14 protein-coding genes and 1 tRNA gene are annotated in these 20808 nt (G+C 76.1%); 3 read left to right on the plus strand and 12 right to left on the minus strand.

Annotated features, from left to right (window positions below; translation table 11 throughout):
* Window positions 1-141: 141 nt before the first annotated feature.
* The 5 genes from ACIQFX_RS00495 to ACIQFX_RS00515 form a co-directional block, all read right to left on the minus strand.
* Entirely contained in the window at window positions 142-2598 is a 2457-nt protein-coding gene (locus ACIQFX_RS00495; RefSeq protein WP_402457101.1) for an FAD-dependent oxidoreductase, read from the minus strand.
* Entirely contained in the window at window positions 2591-4219 is a 1629-nt protein-coding gene (locus ACIQFX_RS00500) for a methionine--tRNA ligase (protein ID WP_402457104.1), read from the minus strand. The genes ACIQFX_RS00495 and ACIQFX_RS00500 overlap by 8 nt, the downstream gene beginning before the upstream one ends.
* Window positions 4216-4815: a cupin domain-containing protein gene (locus ACIQFX_RS00505; protein WP_402457107.1), complete on the minus strand. Its 600-nt coding sequence runs from the start codon at window positions 4813-4815 to the stop codon at window positions 4216-4218. Before ACIQFX_RS00505 ends, ACIQFX_RS00500 begins: the two co-directional genes overlap by 4 nt.
* 222 nt (window positions 4816-5037) lie before the next feature.
* Window positions 5038-5943, minus strand: a complete 906-nt coding sequence (locus ACIQFX_RS00510; protein ID WP_402457110.1) for a hypothetical protein — start codon at window positions 5941-5943, stop codon at window positions 5038-5040.
* Between the two features lie 2 nt (window positions 5944-5945).
* Window positions 5946-6161 carry a hypothetical protein gene (locus ACIQFX_RS00515; RefSeq protein WP_402457113.1) on the minus strand — a complete coding sequence of 72 codons (216 nt, stop codon included), beginning with the start codon at window positions 6159-6161 and terminating at the stop codon, window positions 5946-5948.
* A 232-nt stretch (window positions 6162-6393) separates the two neighbouring features.
* Here ACIQFX_RS00515 and ACIQFX_RS00520 point away from each other — a divergent pair, with 232 nt between their 5' ends.
* Window positions 6394-7611 (plus strand): LuxR C-terminal-related transcriptional regulator, encoded by a 1218-nt coding sequence (locus ACIQFX_RS00520; protein ID WP_402457115.1) that lies wholly within the window; start codon window positions 6394-6396, stop codon window positions 7609-7611.
* A 42-nt stretch (window positions 7612-7653) separates the two neighbouring features.
* Here the strand turns inward: ACIQFX_RS00520 and ACIQFX_RS00525 are convergent.
* From ACIQFX_RS00525 to ACIQFX_RS00540, 4 genes are all read right to left on the minus strand, one after another.
* A tRNA-Thr gene (locus ACIQFX_RS00525) sits at window positions 7654-7727 on the minus strand.
* Window positions 7728-7812: 85 nt separating this feature from the next.
* The gene (locus tag ACIQFX_RS00530; protein WP_402457118.1) at window positions 7813-9375 is read right to left on the minus strand and encodes an alpha/beta hydrolase; all 1563 of its coding nucleotides are present in this window, start codon (window positions 9373-9375) and stop codon (window positions 7813-7815) included.
* Between the two features lie 282 nt (window positions 9376-9657).
* Entirely contained in the window at window positions 9658-10860 is a 1203-nt protein-coding gene (locus tag ACIQFX_RS00535; RefSeq protein WP_402457121.1) for a DNA polymerase III subunit delta', read from the minus strand.
* A gap of 133 nt (window positions 10861-10993) precedes the next feature.
* Window positions 10994-11185, minus strand: coding sequence for a hypothetical protein (locus ACIQFX_RS00540; RefSeq protein ID WP_402457124.1), 192 nt, complete (start codon window positions 11183-11185; stop codon window positions 10994-10996).
* A gap of 188 nt (window positions 11186-11373) precedes the next feature.
* On the opposite strand from ACIQFX_RS00540, the gene ACIQFX_RS00545 reads away from it, so the two are divergent.
* Together ACIQFX_RS00545 and ACIQFX_RS00550 are read left to right on the plus strand one after the other, a co-directional pair.
* Window positions 11374-12765, plus strand: coding sequence for a sensor domain-containing protein (locus ACIQFX_RS00545; RefSeq protein ID WP_402457127.1), 1392 nt, complete (start codon window positions 11374-11376; stop codon window positions 12763-12765).
* Window positions 12753-13397, plus strand: a complete 645-nt coding sequence (locus ACIQFX_RS00550; RefSeq protein WP_376487326.1) for a LuxR C-terminal-related transcriptional regulator — start codon at window positions 12753-12755, stop codon at window positions 13395-13397. The genes ACIQFX_RS00545 and ACIQFX_RS00550 overlap by 13 nt, the downstream gene beginning before the upstream one ends.
* A gap of 202 nt (window positions 13398-13599) precedes the next feature.
* On the opposite strand, the gene ACIQFX_RS00555 is transcribed toward ACIQFX_RS00550, so the two are convergent.
* The 3 genes from ACIQFX_RS00555 to tmk all read right to left on the minus strand — a co-directional run bounded on the left by ACIQFX_RS00555 (window position 13600) and on the right by tmk (window position 20700).
* The gene (locus tag ACIQFX_RS00555; RefSeq protein ID WP_402457131.1) at window positions 13600-16245 is read right to left on the minus strand and encodes an FtsX-like permease family protein; all 2646 of its coding nucleotides are present in this window, start codon (window positions 16243-16245) and stop codon (window positions 13600-13602) included.
* Window positions 16242-17156: an ABC transporter ATP-binding protein gene (locus ACIQFX_RS00560; RefSeq protein ID WP_402457134.1), complete on the minus strand. Its 915-nt coding sequence runs from the start codon at window positions 17154-17156 to the stop codon at window positions 16242-16244. The genes ACIQFX_RS00555 and ACIQFX_RS00560 overlap by 4 nt, the downstream gene beginning before the upstream one ends.
* A gap of 148 nt (window positions 17157-17304) precedes the next feature.
* Entirely contained in the window at window positions 17305-20700 is a 3396-nt protein-coding gene (gene tmk, locus ACIQFX_RS00565; protein ID WP_402457138.1) for a dTMP kinase, read from the minus strand.
* Window positions 20701-20808 lie beyond the last annotated feature (108 nt).

Here is a 20808-nt window from a genome sequence, read left to right on the forward strand (position 1 = left end):
CGCCTCACCCCTGTCCAGCCCACCCCGTTGTGGGCAATCGCTCCTCCCCCGGACTCCGTCCGGGGGGACCCCCGGCGGAACGGCTGGGCACAACCAGGGAGGGCGCGCGGGCTCGGCGCGGGGGCAAGGTCCCGCGTGGGGTCAAAGGCCCGTGAGGACCTCCAAGGCTTCGGCGGCGGCGAGCTCGGCCGCAGCGGGCGCGGTCTTGAACCCCGCCCCGGACCACCCCGTCGCGAGGACGACGCGGCTGCCGGCATGGGAGCGCCCGAGGTGCGGCCGGGACCGGGGCGCGTAGAGGTCGACGCCGCGGCGCCCGGCGAGGAAGCGGGTGGCGGGGTCGGCGAGCCAGGGCCAGCGGACGGCGGCCCCCTCGCGGATGTACGCCACTTGCTCGTCGGTGAGCGTGTCGTCGCCCCCGGGGGGCACGTCCCATTCGTCGACGGGCCGTCCGGCCATGTACCCGCCGGCGGCTTCACCGCTGAGCTGGGGTCTGCCCCAGACGCCGGTGACGAGGTCGACGACGGTCGGCAGGCCGGCCGTGGCGGGGTGGTGGAAGAAGCCGTAGCGGATGCTCTTGGTGCGTCCGGCGTCCGCGCCGCTGAGCCGGTGTCCGGCGATGTGCCCGGTCCCGCCGCCGGCGGCGAGGACGACGGCGCGGGCTTCGACGGGGCCGCCGGGTTCGAGGAGGACCCGGACGCGGTCGGCCCCGGGCGGGGCGACGAGTTCGCGGACGAGCGCGGGCAGCAGCCGGGCCCCGTGGGCGAGTGCGCGGTCGCGGTAGGCGCGGGCGGCGCGGGGCGGGTCGGCGTAGCCGGCTTCGGGTTCCCAGACGGCGGCGGTGATGCCGTCGACGGCGAGTCCGGGGAAGCGGGCCGCGATCTCGCCGGGGGCGAGGAGTTCGGCGGGCACGCCGGCGCCGTTGAGCTCGGCGACGCCCTTGCGGGCCTGTTCCATGTCGGGGTCGCCGCAGAGGACGAGCGATCCGGTGGTCATGAAGCCGTACGGGCCGGGGGCGAGCGCGGCCGGCCCCCAGGCGAGCTGGTGGCTGCGCAGGGCGAGCCCCCGCAGGTACGGGTCGGGTTCGTAGGACCGTACGAGCCCGCCGGACATCGCGGTGGCGTGGTCCTGGCTGCCGTCCATGGGGGCGACGAGCGCGACCCGGGCGCCGTGCCGGGCGAGTACGGACGCGGTGGCGGCGCCGACGACCCCGGCGCCCACGATGATCACGTCGTAGGCCCGGCCGCGGACGGGCGCGGTGGTGCGGGGCGCGTCCGGCACGGGCGTGAAGTCCCATCCGACGCTTCCGGCCTCCGGTTCTCCGCGCGCGGTGAACCCCCGGTCGGCATGGGCCCGTACGGCGGCGAGCAGGGTGCGTCCGGTCCGCTCGGGGTCCTCGGTGAGCGCGGCGGTGGCGGCGGCGAACGCGGCGTCGACATGGGTCTCGGGGCCGCCGCGCATGCGGGCCACGTGGGCGGCGGGGCGACCGGGCGGCTCGGCGAGCAGCGCGGCGAACTCGTCCACCGCGCAGTCGTCGGTGAAGTAGAACGCCCCGCCGAACCCTGCGGCCCGCCACTCCCGCCCGATCCGCGCCGCCCCGGCGTGGGTGCCGCACACGACGAGCGCGGTGATCGCGGCGACGGTCCCCGCGGTCGGCCCGTCGCCACCGTCGATCACCTCGACGGCGGCGACGGGGCCGCCGGTACCGGTACCGGAGCCGAGGCCGGTCCCGGCGCGGGAGCCCGTACCAGGCGCAGTGCCGAAACCGGTGCCGAGGCCCGTACCGGCCCCGCGGCCCGCCGCCCCACCGGCGGGCCCGGACGACGCGTCCGTTCCCGGAAGCCGCCCCGCCGGCATCGCCGGTACCGCTACCGGCACCGCGCCGGTGGCGGGACCGCTGCCGTCCGAGACGACGGCGCCGAACGGAAGGGCGGGCCTTGCGGGGGGTGCGGTGGGTCGGGGTGCGCGGACGAGTCGGGCGAGGCAGGTTCCGTAGGGGGTGCCGTCGTGGGCGACGGCGATGCGGGTGTGCCCGGCGGAGCGCACGGCCGCCAGCAGGTCGGCGGCCTGGGCCCGGTCGTCCGGGCACCAGCGCAGGATGGTGCCGGTGCTGTCGGCGAGCAGGTCGGGCGTGGTGGCGAGGGGCAGGAGGACGGGGAGGCCGGCGGCACGGTAGACGGGCAGGGCCACGCGCGCGCCCGCGCTGTTGAAGTGTCCGACGACCAGCGTGTGGCGGCCTTCGGCGACGACGGCCTCGGCGATCTGCAGGGCGGTCTCGGTCTCGCCGCGGTCGTCGTACAGCTCCCAGGTGACGGCGGATCCGTAGTGGGCGGCGGCCCGCTCCAGGTGTTCGCCCCAGGCGGCCCGTTCGCCGGAGAACGGGCCGACGACCGCCCCGCGCGGCAGCGCGTCCGCCGCGGCCTCGGCCTCGGCGGACCGCAGGCCGGTCACGGCGCCGGCCCAGGTGCCGAGGGCGGACACGACGCCGCCCGGGGTGACGACCGCGGCCGCGTCCCCGGAGACGGCCTCGGTCTCGATCGGGCCCGGCGCCGTGTCCTCGGCGCCGATCCCGGCCTCGCCTTCCCACAGCAGGTCAGGCACTGAAGACCGCCCCGGGCCAGGCGGCCACCGGCGTCCCCGGGGCGAGGGGGGCCAGGGCGTCCAGGTCCACCCGCCGGGGCTCGGACGGGAGCGCGAGCAGGCCGGCGAGGCGGGCGGAGCCGTACGGAAGGGCGGGCGCGGCCCAGGCCGACAGGGCGGCGGCGACGGCGAGCTGGGCGGCGAGGGCGGACCGGTGGGCGGGGCCGCCGGCCGGGCGCTCCCGCTCGAAGCCGGTGACGTGTCCGAAGTCCTCGGCGAGGGCGACGATCTCGTCGAGGAGGGCGACGGCGCGCCGCGCGTCGTACCCCTCGACGCCGTACGCGTCCCTCAGCTGGTCGACGGTTCCGGCGAGCCGGTCGCGGAGCCGTTCCCAGGCGGGGCCCTGCGGCGCCTCGGCGGGTGCGGCGCCGTCCGCGTCCTCGGCGACGGCGGTGAGGAGGCGGCCGAGCCAGCCGTCCCAGCGGTCGGCGAGACGGGCGCGGCTGAGTTCGAGGGCCTGCGAACTGAAGCTGGTCTGGCGGCCGTTGGGCCGGTCGGACAGGACGTGGTAGCGGAGCACGTCGGCGCCGGTGCGGTCGAGCTCCTCGTGCGCCCAGATGGCGTGGCGGCGGCTGGTGGAGAACTTGAGGCCTTCGAGCCGGTAGAACTCGTTGACCACGAAGGCCTTCGGCAGCGCGATCCCGGGGTCGTACGCCCGGAACGCGGCGGGGAACAGCAGCGCGTGGAAGTAGCCGTTGTCGAAGCCGAAGAACTGGACGGGGGCGGGCGCGGGCCCGGTGCCGCCGGCGCCGGTCCACTCCAGGAGGTAGCCGGGGGCCATCTCGAACCAGACGTAGATCCGCTGCTCGGTGAAGCCCGCGACGGGCACCGGCACGCCCCACTCGGAGGGGTGGCTGACGGCGATCTCGGGAAGCCCTTCGGCCCGCATCCGTTCGCACAGCGACCGCAGGTGCGGCGGCATGTCGACCTGCTCCCAGAAGTCGGCGAGCTCCTGCTCCCAGGGGGCGAGGGGGAAGTAGAGCCGTTCGCAGTCGCGGAGTTCGGGGGTGGCGCCGCAGCCGGTGCAGACGGGGTCGGCCAGGTCGGCGCAGTCGTTGGGGCGGCCGCAGGGCTCGCAGGCGTTGCCGTTGGAGCCGGATCCGCAGTGCGGGCAGTCGCCCTTCAGGTAGGCCTCGTACAGCCACCGCTCGCAGCCGGTGCAGTACGGCAGCGGTGCCGTACGGGCGACGATGTGCCCGGCGTCGTACAGGCGCTGGAAGAACTCCTGGACGGCCGTCTGGTAGCCGATGTCGCGGCGCGGGCGGACGATCGCGTCGAAGTCGGCGCCGGCCCGGTTCCACACGGACTCGATGGAGGCGCCGTAGCCGTCGGCGACCTCCTCGCCCTTGCGTCCGCCGTCGTTGATGCCGCGGACGGGCACGTAGCTCTGGTGGTCGTCGAGGCCGGTCGTGTAGAGGACCGGCCCGGCGCCCTCGGCGGCGAGGAAGCGGCGCAGGACGTCACCGGCGAGGTACGGGCCGGCGAGGTGGCCGATGTGCAGGTCGCCGTTGGGGGTGGGCGGGGTGGCGGTGATCCACTGGGCCGTCGTCCGGGTCGTCCGGTGCGTCACGTTGTCGCTCATGCGGCAACCTCCTCGTTCTCGTCGGTGCTTGCGGTGGCGTCGGTACGGTGGGCGCCGGCGTCGGCGCTGCCGGTACCGGCGGTGCTGCCGGTGCTGCCGGTGCTGCCGGTGCTGCCGGTGCTGCCGGTGCTGTCATCGCTGTCACTGCTGTCGCCGGTCCGCGCGGGCTCGCGCAGCGGCCAGTACAGGGAGACCCAACTCAGCTCGGTGTCGCCGGTGTTGTGGACGACGTGCTCCTGGTTGCGCGGCAGGACGACGACGTCACCGGCGCGGAACGGCGGTTCGAGAGCACCGTCGAGCGTCACCGACCCCGAGCCCGCCAGGATGATCATGACCTCGTCCTGGTTGTGGCAGTCCGGGTCCGAATCGCCCCCGGGCCGCAGGAAGCAGGCCATCGCCCCGACGGGCGTCTCCTCCCCGCCGGACCACGGGATCAGCCGCTGACAGGCGAGCCCGAACTCATCCGTGGCGGAACTGCGGTCGATGCGGAAGCGGTTGGCCATGGCGGCGGCTCCGGTGGTCTCGGCGAGATCGCTGTACGGGGTCGGGGCGAGGGGCTGCTCCCCCGGCGGCGGGATGGGCGCGGTGAACGGCATGGGATCTCCTCGGACGGGACGACGGCGGCGGGCGCGACAGGCGCCGGCGGCGGGCGGCGGGCAATGGCGGCGACGGGCAGCGGACGACGGGCAGGGGGAATCACGGCACGGCGGCACGGCGAGGCGGCGCCACCACCGCACAGCGAGGTGGCGAGGCGGCGATGCGGGGCGGGCGACCCCCACGACTCAGGCCCAGCCCCAGGCCCAGGCCCAGCCCCAGGCTCAGACGCCGACGTGCGGGTCCAGTCCCCGTACCGCCGAGACCGGGATGCGGGCGAGGCCCGCCATGACCTGGCGGGGCCCGGCGCCCCACCCGTACCGCCGCTTCAGCGGGGCGACATGGGTGGCGATGAGCGCGAGCAGCGGGGTGAGGTCGGCGGGGGCGGCGCCGAGCAGGGCGAGGAGCTGCTCGGTGCGGGTCAGTCCGGCGCCCGGGCCGATCCCGTGCACGGCGGCGTCCTGCCAGGTGGCGCCGGCGCTGCCGGCGACGACGGTGTTGTGCAGGGCGAAGCCCTGGTTGTCGTGGGCGTGGATGCCGACGGGAGCGGTGACGGCGGCACGGGTGGACTGGACGAGTTCGATGACCCGCTCCGGGCGGAACGAGCCGAGCGAGTCGACGAGGAACACGGCGTCGAGGGGGCCGAGCGCCGCGGCCTCGCCGAGACAGCCGTCGAGTTCGCGGTGGGAGGCGAGGTCGATGTCGGTGAGGAAGAGGCAGACGCCGAGCCCGGCCTCCCGCAGCCGCCGCAGCGGGGCGGCGGCGCGGGCCACCCGGTCGTACCGGACGGAGAGCCGCACCAGGCCGACGGGGACGGAGCCTGCGGCGAGCGCCTCGGCGATCCGGCCGGCGGCGGCCGTGGCGGCGGTGTCCGTGACGGGCAGGGCGGCGGTGTCCAGCAGGACGGAGAAGCGCGGCCCGTACCGCTCGTCGTGGTCGCCGGGAAGGGGGACCGGCAGCAGGTCGCCGAAGGGGGCTCCGGGGCCGGCGGGGTCGTGGACGGTGCCCAGCTCGACGATGTCGACGCCGATCCGCGCGCAGACCGCGAGGTAGTCGGCGGCCAGCGCGGGGGGTACGGAGCCGCCGGTGAGCTGCCCGCCGGTGCGCAGGGTGCAGTCGAGCAGGGTCATGTTCATCCCCAGCCGGTGTCGTGGGTGCCCGGACCGCCGACGGTCGTGCCGGTTCCGGTGCCGTCGGTGCCGTTCGGGCCGCTCAGGACGGCCGCGCCCCATCCGGTGTCGTGCGTTCCGGCGCCGCCGGCGGCCTGGGTCGCGGTGACGGTGGCCAGACCCGCGAGGCCGGTGATCAGCGTGGTGGCGAGGAGGCTGGTGCGGATCCGCCGCTTCATGTCGGGTGTCTCTTTCCGCGAGGGGGCGTCGCGAGGACGCCGCGAGGAGGTCACGAGGAGGTCGTGATGGATTGAGCGGGATGACGAGCTTCACGGGCTGTGCGAGCTTGGTGAGCTTTGACCTTCTGGGCGGTGGGATGAACGTATCCCCGGCTGCATGCCTATGGGTCCGACCGCATGGCTCATGAGCCTGCATGGCAGCAACAGGACGCCATGACAAACGGGGGACAACGTGTCGACAACCGACATAAGGCAGGGCTCCGGCAGCACTCGAACACCCCGGAAAGCCGACCCGGGAACCACCTTCCCCACACCTCCCGCCTCCGCACCGGCCGCGCCCACGCCGGCCACCACCGCACCTCCCGCCCCCGCACCGGCGCCGGCCGCCACCGCACCTCCCAAGCCCACGCCCACGCCCACGCCGGCCACCACAACCCACACCGCAGCCACACCCGACGACGACCCGCTGACCCGCGTCTACGGCCGCGTACTCGACCGCGACCCGGCGCGGCCGGCAGCACACCCCACCGAGCTCGCGGAGGAACTGCACCTCCCGCTGGCCCGGGTGGAATCCGCCGTCTCCGCCCTCCTCGACATGGGCCTGCTCCGCCGCACCCCGGAACGCGCCGTGCTGCCCGTGGCACCCGACGACGCCGTCCAGCGCACGCTCGGGCCGCTGGAACGCGAGATGCGCGCCCGCCGGCGGCACATGGAGCGCAGCCGCGAGCAGCTGATGGCGTTCATGCCGCTGTACGAGTCACACCTGCGCCGGCAGACCCACCTGCGGCAGACCGAGCACGTCGAGCTGCTCACCGACCTCCGCTCGGTGCGGGAGGCGATCACCGAGCTCGGCCGCACCTGCGAACGCGAGGTCCTCACGGCCCAGCCCGGCGGCGGCCGACGCGCCGAGGTCCTGGAGGAGGCCGTGGCCCGCGACGAGGAACTCCTGCGCCGCGGCGTCCGCATGCGCATGCTCTACCAGCACACCGCCCGCTTCTCCGCCGGCACCTGCGCCTACGTCGAGCGGGTCGGCCGGCTCGGCGCCCAGGTCCGCACCCTCGACGACGAGTTCATGCGCCTCCTCGTCTTCGACCGCACCACCGCGGTCATCCCGGTGCCCGACGACCCCCAGGCCGCCGTCCTCATCCGCGAGCCGCACGTGGTCGCCTTCATGGTCGGCGCCTACGAACGCCTCTGGCTCGAAGGCCTCCCGTTCGAGACCGAGTGGGACCGCCAGACGATCATGGACATCTCCGACGAGCTCAAGCAGACCATCGTCCGCCTCCTCACCGAGGGCCTCACCGACGCCGCCATCGCCCGCCGCCTCGGCCTCTCCGTCCGCAGCTGCCGCCGCCACGTCGCCGACGTCATGTCCGCCCTCGGCGCCGAAAGCCGCTTCCAGGCCGGCTACCTCCTCGCCCAGCAGGAGGCCACCGCCCTCCGCACATGAAAAAACCCCAGGTCACGGCGAGTGAGTCCTGGGGTAATTCCGAGCCGCCTTCGGGATTCGAACCCGAGACCTACGCATTACGAGTGCGTTGCTCTGGCCAACTGAGCTAAGGCGGCATGCTGTGCAGACACATCGTGGGTGCAGCAGCGCGGCCAAGTCTACACAGTTTCCGGGGGTGGTCCGACCACCCCCGGATCAGGGCTATGAGCAGCGCTTTCCGTCCTGGGGAGGGGTGCCTTCGAGGAGGTAGGTGTTGATGGCGGTGTCGATGCAGTCGCTGCCGCGTCCGTAGGCGGTGTGGCCGTCGCCCTCGTAGGTGAGGAGGGTGCCGGAGGAGAGCTGGTCGGCGAGGGAGCGGGCCCACCGGTACGGGGTGGCGGGGTCGCGGGTGGTGCCGACGACGAGGATGGGGGCGGCGCCGTCGGCGGTGATGCGGTGGGGGTGGCCGGTGGGCTGCGCGGGCCAGTAGGTGCAGTTGAGGGCGGCCCAGGCGAGGCCCGCGCCGAAGACCGGGGAGGCCTTCTCGAAGGCGGGGACGGCCTTCGAGGCGTCGGTGGGGCCGGCGTAGGCGGGCGGCAGGTCGAGGCAGTTCACGGCGGCGTTGGCGAACATCAGGTTGGCGTAGGTGCCGTCCGCCTCGCGTTCGTAGTAGCTGTCGGCGAGGGCGAGGAGGCCGGAGCCCTCGCCGCCGATGGCCCGGGTGAGGGCCTCGCGCAGCTGGGGCCAGGCGCCCTCGTCGTACATGGCGGCGATCACGCCGGTGGTGGCGAGGGACTCGCCGAGCGCGCGGCTCTCGCCGGTGGGCACCGGCTCGGCGTCGACGTCGCGGAAGAACGCCTTCAGGGCCTCGCCGGCCGCCGCGACCGACTCGGTGCCGAGGGGGCAGTCCGGCGTGCGGACGCAGTCGGCGGCGAAGGCGCGGAAGGCGGTCTCGAAGCCCGCGGTCTGGTCGCGGTTGAGGTCGACCGCGGAGAGCGAGGGGTCCATCGCCCCGTCGAGGACGAGGCGGCCGACCCGGGCGGGGAACAGCTCGGCGTAGGTGGCGCCCAGGAAGGTGCCGTACGACGCCCCCACGTACGTGAGCTTCTCGTCGCCGAGCACCGCCCGCAGGATGTCCATGTCGCGGGCCGTCTCGACGGTGGAGACGTGGGGCAGGATCGTGCCGGACTTCTTCTCGCAGCCGGCCGCGAAGTCCTTGAACGCGGCGCTGAGCGCGTTGACCTCCGCCGTGTCGTCGGGGGTCTGGTCGACCTGCGTGTACGCGTCCATCTGCGGGCCCGTCAGGCAGTCGACCGGCTCACTGCGGGCGACTCCGCGCGGGTCGACGGCCACCATGTCGTAGCGGGCGCGGACGGGTGCGGGGTAGCCGATGCCCGCGTACCCCTGGAGGTAGCCGACGGCGGAACCGCCGGGCCCGCCGGGATTGACCAGCAGCGAGCCCAGCCGCTTCCCGGGCCCGGTGGCCCGCGCCCGCGAGACGGCCAGCTTCACGTCACCGGCCTCCGGGTTCGCGTAGTCGAGCGGGGCGAGCAGCGTCGTGCACTGGAAACCCGTGACCCCGCAGTCGCGCCAGGACAGCTTCTGCGCGTAGTACTTCTTCAGCGCCGCGGCCTCCGGCGAGGCGGCGGCGGAGCCCGCGGCCGAGGCGCCCGGCGGGGTGCTCCGCGACGCGGCGGCGTCGCTTCCGCCCGAGCAGCCGGAGAGGATCAGCCCGGCGGCGGCGAGAGCCGTGGCGGACGTGCGGAGCAAACGCCTGGAATCCATTCCCGGAGCGTATCCGGACGAGTACGGAACGTGTCCAATCGCGCTCCCCGCAGGGAGGCTCCCCGCCGTACGCTCCCTGCCGTGCGCTCTCAGCCGTGCGCTCTCAGCCGTGCGCTTCCCGCCGTGCGCTTCCCGCCGTACGCTCTCCGCCGTGCGCTTCCCGCCGTGCGCTTCCCGGATCCCGTCCCGGGACTGGGCGCAATCCGTCGGGCGTCCTCCCGGACGGGTCCCCGATCCCGTCCGGAGAGCGGGGCGCGATCCTTCGGACGACCCGAAAGGGGCCTAATCGCGCAGGGCCAGTGTCATCGCCTCCATGGCGAGCAGCGGGGCCACGTTGCGGTCGAGGGCGTGGCGGCAGGCGAGGATCGACTCGATGCGGCGGAGGGTGCGCTCCGGGGTGGTCTCGCGGGCGATCTGCTCGATCGCGTCCCGCACGTCCGTGTTGGCCAGGGCCGTGCGGGAGCGGAGCTGGAGGGCCAGGACGTCGCGGTAGAAGCCGGTGAGGTCGGTGAGCGCGAGGTCGAGGCTGTCGCGCTGGGTCCGCGTCCTGCGCCGCTTCTGGTCCGCTTCCAGGTCCTTCATCACGCCGGCCGTGCCCCGCGGCAGCCGACCGCCCGGGGCCACGCCGAGGGCGGTCTTCAGCTCCTCGGCCTCCTTGGTGTCCAGCTCCTCGGCGACCTGCTTCGCGTCCTCCTCCGCCACGTCGAAGAGTTCCTGGGCCGCCTTGAGGCAGCCGCCGACGTCCCCGACGCGCAGCGGCACCTTGAGGACGGCGGCCCGGCGCGCGCGTGCCCGCTCGTCGGTGGCGAGCCGGCGGGCCCGGTCGACGTGCCCCTGGGTGGCGTGGGCCGCGGCGTACGCCGCCTCCGGCTCGATGCCGTCGCGCCGTACGAGCACGTCGGCGACCGCCTGCACCGACGGCGTGCTCAGGTTCAGGTGGCGGCAGCGGGACCGGATCGTGGGCAGCACGTCCTCGATGGAGGGTGCGCAGAGCAGCCAGACGGTCCGCTGGGCGGGTTCCTCCACGGCCTTCAGGACGGCGTTGGCCGACTTCTCGTTCAGCCGCTCGGCGTCGGCCACCAGGATCACCTGCCAGCGGCCGTTCGCCGGCGCCGTGTACGACTTGCGCACGGTGTCGCGCATGTCCTCCGCGCGGACCACGGCACCGACGGCCTTGACCGTCGTCACGTCCGCGTGGGTGCCGATCAGCGCGGTGTGGCAGCCGGTGCAGAACCCGCAGCCCGGCGCACCGCCCAGCGCCCGGTCGGGGCTCACGCACTGCAGCGCGGCGGCGAACGCCCGCGCCGCCGTCTCCCGGCCGGCTCCCGGCGGGCCGGTGAAGAGCCACGCGTGGGTCATCTTCGAGGCCTCGGGGCCGGGCTCTCCGGCGGCATGGGCGGTCACGAACGCGTCGGCGTCCCGCGCGGCGGCGGCGAGCTGCTCCTCGACCCTCGCCTGTCCGACCAGGTCGTCCCATACGGCCATGTCTGCCCCTCCTCAGGTACGCCCTCCATTGTGGGGCAGTCCTCTGACAGCCCCCGCCGGGCGACGGCGCGACGGTTCTCCGACGACCCCGCCGGACAAGCCCCATCGGGGGGCGGCGGCGCGGCACTCCGCGTCACACGCGGGCCCGGTCCCCGTCCCGGTCACGCGGGCGGGTCAGCCACAGGCCGACGGCGGAGCCGATCAGGACGGCGCCGGTGCAGACGCTGCCGGCGATCCTGAGGCCGCCGGTCCACCCGGAGAAGGAGCTGATGAAGACGTTGGCCAGGACGCTCGCGGTGAGCAGCAGCCAGAGAAGGGCGCGCACGGGGTGCCTCCGTGAAGGGGGTTCGGGGTGGGCCGCCGGTCGTTCCCGGCGACCCTCCGCCGCCGGTGGTTCCCGGCGACCCTCCGATCCTCGTGCGGGCCGGGCCCGCGCACAGCGGTGCCCGCTCCCGGAGCGATGGTGTAGCCCGCTCCACCGTCCACCGTGCGACCGCCGCCTAGGCTTGCCCCATGCGTGAGGCGATCAAAGAGGCGGCCCGGGCGTGGCTCCATCTCGCGATCGGGGCCGCGCTCTCGCTCCTCTGCCACCTGATGGTGGGCGTCGCCCTGTTCACGGCGCTCCTCACCGCCACGGTGATCGGCGCCGGGGTGCTTCCCGAGAGCGTGCTGCTGCTGCGCCGGATCGCCGGCTGGGAGCGGCACCGTACGGCCGCGTGGACGGGTTCGCCGGTCCCCGAGGCGTACCTGCCGTTGGAAGGGCCGCTCCCCGCGCGCGTGCGGACGGCCGTCACCGACCCCGGCACCCGGCGGGACCTGGTCTGGGCCGCCGCGCAGCTGCTCTACGGCTCGGTGCTCTGGTACCTCTCGCTCGTCCTGTGGGCGCCCGCGCTGCTGGTCGACGGGGTCTGGACCGGGCTCGCGGGGCGGCGGCCGGTGGCGCTGCCGCTGATCGCCGGGCTCGCCGGGCTCGCGGCCGAGTGGTCGCGCGCGCTGCTCACGCCGACCCCGTCGGCGGCCCGGGCCGCCGCGTTGGCCGCCCGTATCGAGCAGCTGACGGCGACCCGGGCGGGCGCGGTCGCCGCGCACGGCGCCGAACTGCGCCGGATCGAGCGCGACCTCCACGACGGCGCGCAGGCCCGCCTGGTGGCGCTCTCCATGCGGATCGGCCTTGCCCGGCGCGCGTACGCATCCGATCCCGCGACCGCGCGCAAGCTCCTGGACGACGCCCAGACGCAGGCCGAGGAGGCGCTGGCCGAGCTGCGGCACGTGGTGCGCGGCATCCACCCGCCGATCCTCACCGACCGCGGTCTGACCGGGGCGGTACGGGCCCTCGCCGCGAGCAGCGGCCTGGACGTGGCGGTCACGGTGACGGGCCTGGGCGACGTCCCCGCCGCCCGTACGGACCCCTCCACGGTTACGGACCCGTCCACCGGCACGGACACCACCCCAGGCACAGCCCCGTCCACGGTTACGGACCCCACCCCGGGCACGGACCCCACCCCGGGCACGGACCCCAGCCCCGGTACGGATCCCAGCCCCCGCACAGCCACCGCAGCCCCTGCCGCTCCCGCCACCTCCGCAGACCCCCCGACCCCCTCCGACGAGCCCCGCGCGCCCGCCGCCGTCGAGGCGGCGGCGTACTTCGTCGTGGCCGAGGCGCTGACGAACGCGGCCAAGCACAGCGGAGCCGCGCGGGCCTCCGTGGCGCTCGCCCGTGAGCGGACCGGGCTACGCGTGCGCGTGCAGGACGAGGGGCGGGGCGGGGCCGAGGCGGGGGAGAGCGGCGGCTCCGGGCTGACGGGCATGCGCCGGCGGGTGGCCGCGCTGGACGGCACCGTACGACTGACCAGCCCCGAAGGGGGCCCGACCGTGATCGAAGTGGAGCTTCCGTGCGTGTGGTGATCGCCGAGGACAACGCCCTCCTGAGGGAGGGCCTGGTGCTGTTGCTGACCTCCTCCGGCCACGAGGTCGTCGGGGTCGCGGCCACCGGGCCCGAGATCCTGCCGCTGCTCCTGGAGCACCGCCCGGACGTGGCCGTCCTCGACGTGCGGCTGCCGCCCGGCTTCCGCGACGAGGGGCTGCGGGCGGCGCTCGCGGCCCGCGAGCGGCTGCCGGACCTGCCGGTGCTCGTGCTCTCCCAGTACGTGGAGGAGACGTACGCGGCGGAGCTCCTGGGCGGCGGCGCGCGGGGCGTCGGCTACCTCCTGAAGGACCGGGTGGGACGGGTCGACGAGTTCCTCGACGCCCTGGAACGGGTCGCCTCCGGGGGTACGGCCCTGGACCCGGAGGTCGTCACCGAACTGCTGGCCCGCCGCCGCGACGACCCGCTGGACTCCCTCACGCCCCGCGAGCGCGAGGTCCTGGAGCTGATGGCGCAAGGGCTCGACAACGGCACGATCGCCCGCTCGATGGTGGTCACCGAGCGGGCCGTGCACAAGCACATCGGCAACGTCTTCGCGAAGCTCGGCCTGCCGCCGAGCGACGGCGGCGGCCACCGTCGCGTCCTCGCCGTCCTGGCGTACCTCGACGCATGACGGGCCGGGCCGGCGCCGGCCCGGCATCCCCACCCACCACCAGGTGGGACCCACCCACCACCGGGTGGGACCCCGCCCGCCGACGGCCTGACCAAGGCCGCGTGCCGGCGCCCCGCCCGCCCCCGCCACCCACCGCACACCGCACACCGCACACCGCCCCACAACGCGCGGGACCCGCCCCCGACGCCTCCCCCAGGCCTCGTCAGCCCCGCACCCCCCGTCCCGCGACGGGCAGGAGCACCCCGGCCGCCACCGTCACCACCACCGTTCCCGCGATGAGCGCGGCCTGGGCGGGCGGCAGGTACGGGAGGCCTCCGGTGAGGGCCCAGGCGAAGGCGGTGAGCGGGAGCGCGGCCACCACGGCTCCGAGGACCAGGCCCGTGGCGGTCAGGAACCCGGCCTCCAGGCCGAACATCCGGCGCAGTTGGCCGGCGGAGGCGCCGACCTGCCGGAGCAGGGCCAGCTCGCCGCGCCGTCCCGCGCCGATCAGGGCGAGGGTGCTGAGGACCGACAGGAGGGTGAGCCCGCCGATGGCGCCGACGACGGCGGCCGAGACGATCCCGTTCAGCTCGGCCCCGGGGAGCGTCACCTGCTCGGGGGCGACGGACGTGGCCGCCGGGGCCAGGCCGGGCGTCGGGGGGCCCAGCGATGTCCGGCCGGTCGACGCCAGTACGCGCGCGGGGTACGGATCGCTCATGTGCGGGGCCAGTTCGGACTTCGGCAGCAGGAACTCACCGAGGGCGAGAGAGCGTTCGTAGACCGCCACCACCCGCAGCCGCTTCGGCGTGCCGTCGCCGAGCCGCAGCTCGACGGTCGAACCGGGCTTCACCTCAAGGGAGTCGGCCGTACTCGCGCCGACGGCGACGGTGCCGGGGCGGCCGAGTCCGGCCAGGTCGCCCGCGACGACACCGGGGTCGAGCGTGCCCGCGAGGCCGGCGGCGTCGACGCCGAGGACGGGGAGCCGGTCGAGGCGCGGCGAGCCGGCCTGTGTGCGGGCGAGGACGACCGTCGAACGCAGCACGTCCGTGGCCGACTCCACCCCCGGCAGCCGCCGCACCCGCTCCGCCGTCGTCCCGGAGAACGCGAGGTCGGCGGTGGTCGCCGCCCGCGCCTGCGCCCCCGCGGCCCGTTCCATGGTCGTGCCCGCCGAGAGCTGTACGACGGCGAAGGCGGTGACGAGGACGACCGGGACGAGCGCGGCGCCGAGGCGGCGCGAGTGCGCGGTCGCCCCGGCCGCCGTGAGCCGGCCGGGCACGCCGCCGAACCACCGGAACGGCCGGTCGAGGACGGTCATCGAGGCCCGCGCGATCCACGGGCCGAGCAACGCGCACCCGACGACCAGCGTCACCGTGGCCGCCCCGGCGGCGGCCGCGGCCGCGTCGCCGCCCTGGGCCGCGGCGGTGCCGGCCGCCGTCGCGCCGAGCACGAGCAGCGCGATCCCGGAGACGCGGCGCGCGGCGCCCCTCCCCGGCCGCCCCGGCCGCCGGGCGGCGAAGAGGACGACGAGCCGGGCGATCCCCACGACGACCGCGGCGACCACCAGGACACCGGCGAACAGCCAGGACGGAACGGGCAGTTCGAGCCCCTCCGGCACGACTCCCGCACGGCCCCGCAGCGCCGACCACAGCGCGGGGAACGCCGGTACGGCCGCCAGCCCGCCGACCAGCGCCGCCGCCCCCGCGACCCGGGTCACCTCCCGGCCGGCCGCCGCCCGCACCTGCCGGGGCGTCGCGCCGACGGAGAGCAGCAGGTCCCGCTCGGCGGAGCGCTGTCCCAACGCCTGGGCGACCAGCGACGCGAGGACGAGTACGGCGACGAGGACGACCGTCCCGGACACGGCGGCGAGCACCTGGAGGAGGTCTCCCCGTGCGGGGAGCGCACCGAGGTGCTCGGCACCGCCTCGCCCGTCACCGGTGAGCGCCCGGAGCGGCCGACCCGCGGCGGTGTCCTTCAGGCCCGCGGCGTCCAGGGCCGCCCGCACGCGCGCGTGGAGGGTCCCCACCGGCACACCGGGTTCCCCGAGAACCCCGACGGCGTCCACGGTCCCCGGATGCCCTGCGAGCCTCCGCGCCTCCCCCGCCGTGAAGTACAGCGCGGTCGGCCCGTTCGCCAGACCGACGACCGTACGCCCGGCGATGGTGTCCCCGACCCGGACACCTCCCCCGGACGCGGACGCGGACACAGACGCGGCCCCGGATCCGGGGCCGGCCCCGGCCCCGCCGTCGCCGACTCCCGCGACGACCTCTCCGGCCCGCCGGGGCTCCCGCCCCTCGACCAGCCGGTACGGAGCGAGCTCGGCGGCCTCCCACGACCGCCCGGTGTAGGTCCGCGCCCCGACACCGGGGGCGGCATCGGAGACGGCACCCGTCCCGGCACCCGTCCCCGCGCGTCCGGCGGCTCCCTTCCCCGTACCGGAGGCGGCACCCGCCCCGACACCAGTGACGGCACCCGTACCCGCGCTGCCGCCGGCACCCGCTCCCCGTTCCCGTACGACGAACGTGTCGTCCGGCACGGCGGCCCGGACGCCGGGGACCGTGCGGAGGACGTCGGCGGTGGCCGCCGGGATCCGTACCCGCTCGGTGAGGCCGGCCGTCACGGTGGTGGGCTCGCTGCCCCACGGGGTGGCCCGCCAACGGACCTCCTGGTCGCCGGCGACGACGACGGGCGCGGCCGCGAACCGCTCCACGCGCGCGTGGCCGAGTCCGGCCGAGCCGAGGGCGAGGGCCAGGGCGCCGAGCAGCGCGGAGGTGACGGCGACGGCCGCGAACACGGCCGCCCACGCCTTCCGGTGCGTCCGCAGCGACCGGCCGGCGAGCAGTCCCACCGCGGCGTTCCCCCTCCGGCTCATCGCGCCACCGCCGCGAACCGCCCGGCCCCGCCGAAGCCGCCCCGCCCCTGCCGCACTCCGGCCTCGGCACCAGCCCCGGCCCCGGCACCCCGCCCATCCCGCACACCGGCCCAGCCGAAGCCGCCCCGCCCGTCCCGCGCCCAGGTCCCAGCCCCGCTCCCCACCCCAACCCGTACCCCCAGCGCCTCCCGTACCCCGGTCTCGTCCGGTTGGTCGAGGCGGCCGACGAGGCGGCCGCGGTCCAGGAAGACGGCTTCGTCCGTCCAGGCGGCGGCCACGGGGTCGTGGGTGACGAGGACGACGGTGCGGCCCCGCTCGTCGACGGCGCGGCGCAGGAGGGCGAGGACGCCGGCGGCGGTGACCGGGTCGAGGGCGGCGGTGGGTTCGTCGGCGAAGACGACCTCGGGTTCGTTGACGAGGGCGCGCGCGATGGCCACCCGCTGCCGCTGGCCGCCGGAGAGGTGCTCGGGAGTGTCGTCGGCGCGGTCGGCGAGCCCCACCGCGTCGAGGCCGGCGAGGGCTCGGGCGTCGAGTTCGCGGCCGCCGCGGGCGCCGGCGAGGAGCAGCGGCAGGGTGACGTTCTCGCGGACGTTCAGGGCGGAGACGAGGTTGAGCGACTGGAAGACGAAGCCGATCCGGTCCCGTCGGAGGCGGGTGAGGCCGGACGCCTTCAGCGTGGCGAGGTCGGTGCCCCCGATCCGTACCGTCCCGGCCGTCGGTCGTTCGAGCCCGGCCGCGCAGCGCAGCAGCGTGGACTTGCCGGAGCCCGACGGGCCCATCACCGCCACGAACCGGCCGCGTGGCACGGTCAGGCCGACCCCGTCGAGCGCGGGGGTGCCGCGTCCGTACGTCCGGGTCACCCCGTCCAGCGCGAGGGCCGGGCCGCTCTCCGTCACTGCTGTCGTCATCATGCCGACAACGCTAGGAAAGCGCAGGTCACAGCGGTATGGGGCTGGCTGCCCGGTGGGGGGTGGAGCTGGCTACACCCCCCACCGGGGGCGACCACCGGCGGAGGCCCCCACCGGGGGGACCCGCGTCGAAGGCCCCCACCGGGGGAGGTCAGCCGCGGCGGGCGTCGTCCTCGTCGTCGTGCGGGCCGAACAGCTCGTCGGCGAGGGTCGGCAGATCGTCGAGCGGGGTCTCCTCGGCCCAGTCGGAGCGGCGCGGGCGTCCGCTCTCGTCGAGCTGGGGCAGCTCGCGGGTGCGGTCGTTCGCGCCGTGCGGCTCCGCCTCCGTACGGTGCGCGGCGGGCTCGTCGCGGAAGATGCCCTGCGGGACCCGGTCGGCGGGGTCGGACGCACGGGGGCGTGCGGGAGCGGTGTCGCGTACGGGCGGCAGGACCGCGGTCTCGTCGATGCCGCGGGTCTCGCGGACCACGGGCAGGACGGCCGTCTCGTCGGCGGCCGGGCGCACGATCGGGGTGGCCACGGTGACCTCGTTCGCCGAGACCTCGGGCTCGTCCGGCTTCGCGATCGGGGTCTCGACGGTGACCTCGTCCGGCTTCACCATCGAGGTCTCGACGGTGACCTCGTCCGGCTTGACGATCGGCGTCTCGACGGTGACCTCGTTCGCCGAGGCCTCGGCGGCGGCACGCGCGGCGGCTGCCTTCGTCGCTGCGGCCGCCCGCTCTCCGGCGGCCTTCTCCGCGGCGGCCTTCTCCGCGGCGGCCTTCTCGGCAGCCGCCTTCTCCTGCGCGGCCTTGGTGGCCGCGGCCCGCTGGGCGGCGGCCAGCTCGGCGGCGGCACGTTCCGCAGCGGCCTTCTCGGCGGCGGCCTTGGCCGCGGCCTCGGCGGCGACCTTCGCGGCGGCGGCCCGCACCGCGGCCTCCTCGGCCGCCTTCGCGGCGGCGGCGGCCTCGGCCGTCCGGCGGGCCTCCTCGGCGCGGAGCAGGGCCTCCTCGGCCTTGCGCTGCTTCTCCAGGCGGCGTTCCTCGGCCTCGGCGCGCAGCCGGGCCTCCTCCTCGGCCTCCTTGCGGAGCCGCTCCTGCTCCTCCTGGCGGGCCTTCTCCTCGGCCGCGAGGCGCTTGCGCTCCTCCTCGGCGGCGAGCTCCGCGGCGATCCGGGCCTCCTCGGCCTGGCGGCGGGCCTCCTCCGCCTGCCGTTCGGCCTCCAGGCGGCGCGCCTCTTCCTCCTCGCGCCGCTTGCGCTCCTCCTCCTCGGCGCGGAGCTTGGCGAGCTGCGCCTGCCGCTCGCGCTCCAGGCGCTCCTCCTCGGCCTTGCGGGCCGCCTCTTCCTCGGCCTGGCGGCGCGCCTCTTCCTCTGCCTTCCGGCGCGCCTCCTCGGCGGCCTTCACCTCGGCCTCGGAGAGCGGCAGCATCCGGTCGAGCCGGTGGCGGACGACGGTGGTGACGGCCTCCGGCTCCTGGCCGGCGTCGACGACGAGGTAGCGGCTCGGGTCGGCGGCCGCGAGGGCGAGGAATCCGGACCGTACGCGCGCGTGGAACTCCGGCGGCTCGGACTCCAGGCGGTCGGGGGCCTCGGTGAACCGTTCCCTCGCGGTCTCCGGGGAGACGTCGAGCACCACGGTCAGGTGCGGGACGAGTCCGCTGGTCGCCCAGCGGGAGATGCGGGCGATCTCGGTCGGGGACAGGTCGCGGCCCGCGCCCTGGTAGGCCACGGACGAGTCGATGTACCGGTCGGAGAGGACGATCGCGCCCCGCTCCAGGGCCGGCCGGACCAGCGAGTCGACGTGCTCGGCGCGGTCGGCCGCGTACAGCAGGGCCTCGGCCCGGTTCGAGAGCCCCGCCGACGACACGTCGAGGAGGATCGAGCGGAGCCGCTTGCCGATCGGGGTGGCGCCGGGCTCGCGGGTGACGACGACCTCGTGGCCCTTGGCGCGGATCCACTCGGCGAGCGCCTCGACTTGGGTCGACTTGCCGGCCCCGTCGCCGCCCTCCAGGGCGATGAAGAAGCCGGTCGGCGAGGGTGCCTGGGCCGGGTCGGAGCCGCGCAGCGCGTCGCGCAGGTCGCGGCGGAGCGGTACCCCGGCGCGGTCGTCGGTCTTGGCGAGGACGAGTGCGGCGACCGGCAGCAGCAGCGCGCCGACGAGGACGAGCGTGAAGGCGGCGCCGCCGTGCTCGAAGACGAAGTCGCCGGAGGCGAGCCGGTGCGGCCCGATCGCGGCGGCGAGGAGCGGCGCGGCGAGCGCGCCGACGGCCATGCCGACGCGGGCGTTGGCCTGGAGGTGCTCGGTGGTGCGCGCCCGGCGGGGCTCCTCGGTCTCCTGGTCGACGAGGTGGTGGCCGGTGTTCGCGGCGACCCCGGCGGCGTATCCGGCGAGGGCGGCGAGGAGCAGCACGGTCGCCGTGTCGGGCACGAGGCCCATGGCGATGAGGGCGACGCCGGTGACGGCGGTCACGAGGGCGAGCAGCCGGCGCCGGGACAGGACGGGCAGGACGGAGCCCGCGGTGCGGATGCCGACGGCGGTGGCGCCGCTGAGCGCGAGGACCAGGAGCGCGTACGTGACGGGCCCGCCGCCGAGGTCGTAGGCGTGGAGGACGGCGACGGACGCGGCGGCGGCGATGGCCCCGGCGACGGTGGCGCAGGTCAGGACGAGCAGCGGCAGGGCGCCGGTGCGGCCCTTCTCGGCCGCGGCCTTGCCCTCCTCCGGGGTGCCCTTCCCGGCCGACGGCCGGCGCAGGCCTTCGAGGGGCGAGCGGGGTCGGGGGGTCTCCCCGCCGGGCAGCGCCATCGCGTACACGACGGTGACGGAGGCGGCGAAGAGCCCGGCGGCGACGTACGAGCCGAGGGCGGCCTGGTGCAGGGAGAACCAGTCGAGTCCGGCGCCGAGGAGGTTGCCGACCAGGGTGGTGACCAGCAGGGCGGCGGCCGCGGCCGGGACGGCGAGGAAGCCGGTGCGCTGGGAGAGCCGGCGCAGCGCGCCGAGGTGGTCGGGCAGCGGCCGCACGGCGGCGCCTTCGAGCGGCGGGGCGGGCAGCAGCGCGGGCGCGGCGCCCTCGCGGCCGATCGTCCAGAGCCGCTCGGCCGCACCGGTGACGAACACGGTGCCGAGCACGTACCAGAAGGCGTCGCGGGGGACCCAGTCGATCCACAGGGGGGCGGCGACGAGGAGCGCGATCCGCACTCCGTCGGCGCCGATCATGGTCCAGCGCCGGTCGAACGCGCCGCCGGGGCCGGTGAGCGCGGTCAGCGGCCCGAGGAGCACCGCTCCGAAGACGACCGAGGCCAGCAGGCGCACGCCGACGACGGCGGCCACGGCGAACGCGGCCCCCCGGTAGCCGCCCCCGAGCGCGCCCTCGGCGACGGCCGCCTGAAGGCCGAGGAGGACGAGGACGAGGAGGGCGAGGACGTCACCGGTGCTGCCGAGCGCGTGGGCGCTCCACAGCCGGCGCATCGGCTGGTGGCGCAAGAGGGCGCCGACGGCGCGCTCCCGGGAATCCGCGACGAGTGCGGCGTCGGAATCGCCGAGGCGGTCTGGCTGCTCTGCTCGCGTCATCCGTCCACCCTATCCGGACGGCCTCCCTCGTCGCGGCCCCCGCCCGAACATCCGGACGAGGCTGTGACGGTACGGCGACGGGGGCGGAGACAGCCGGTCTCCGCCCCC

It is taken from the genome of Streptomyces sp. NPDC093089 (assembly GCF_044754405.1).
Taxonomy (GTDB): Bacteria; Actinomycetota; Actinomycetes; order Streptomycetales; family Streptomycetaceae; genus Streptomyces.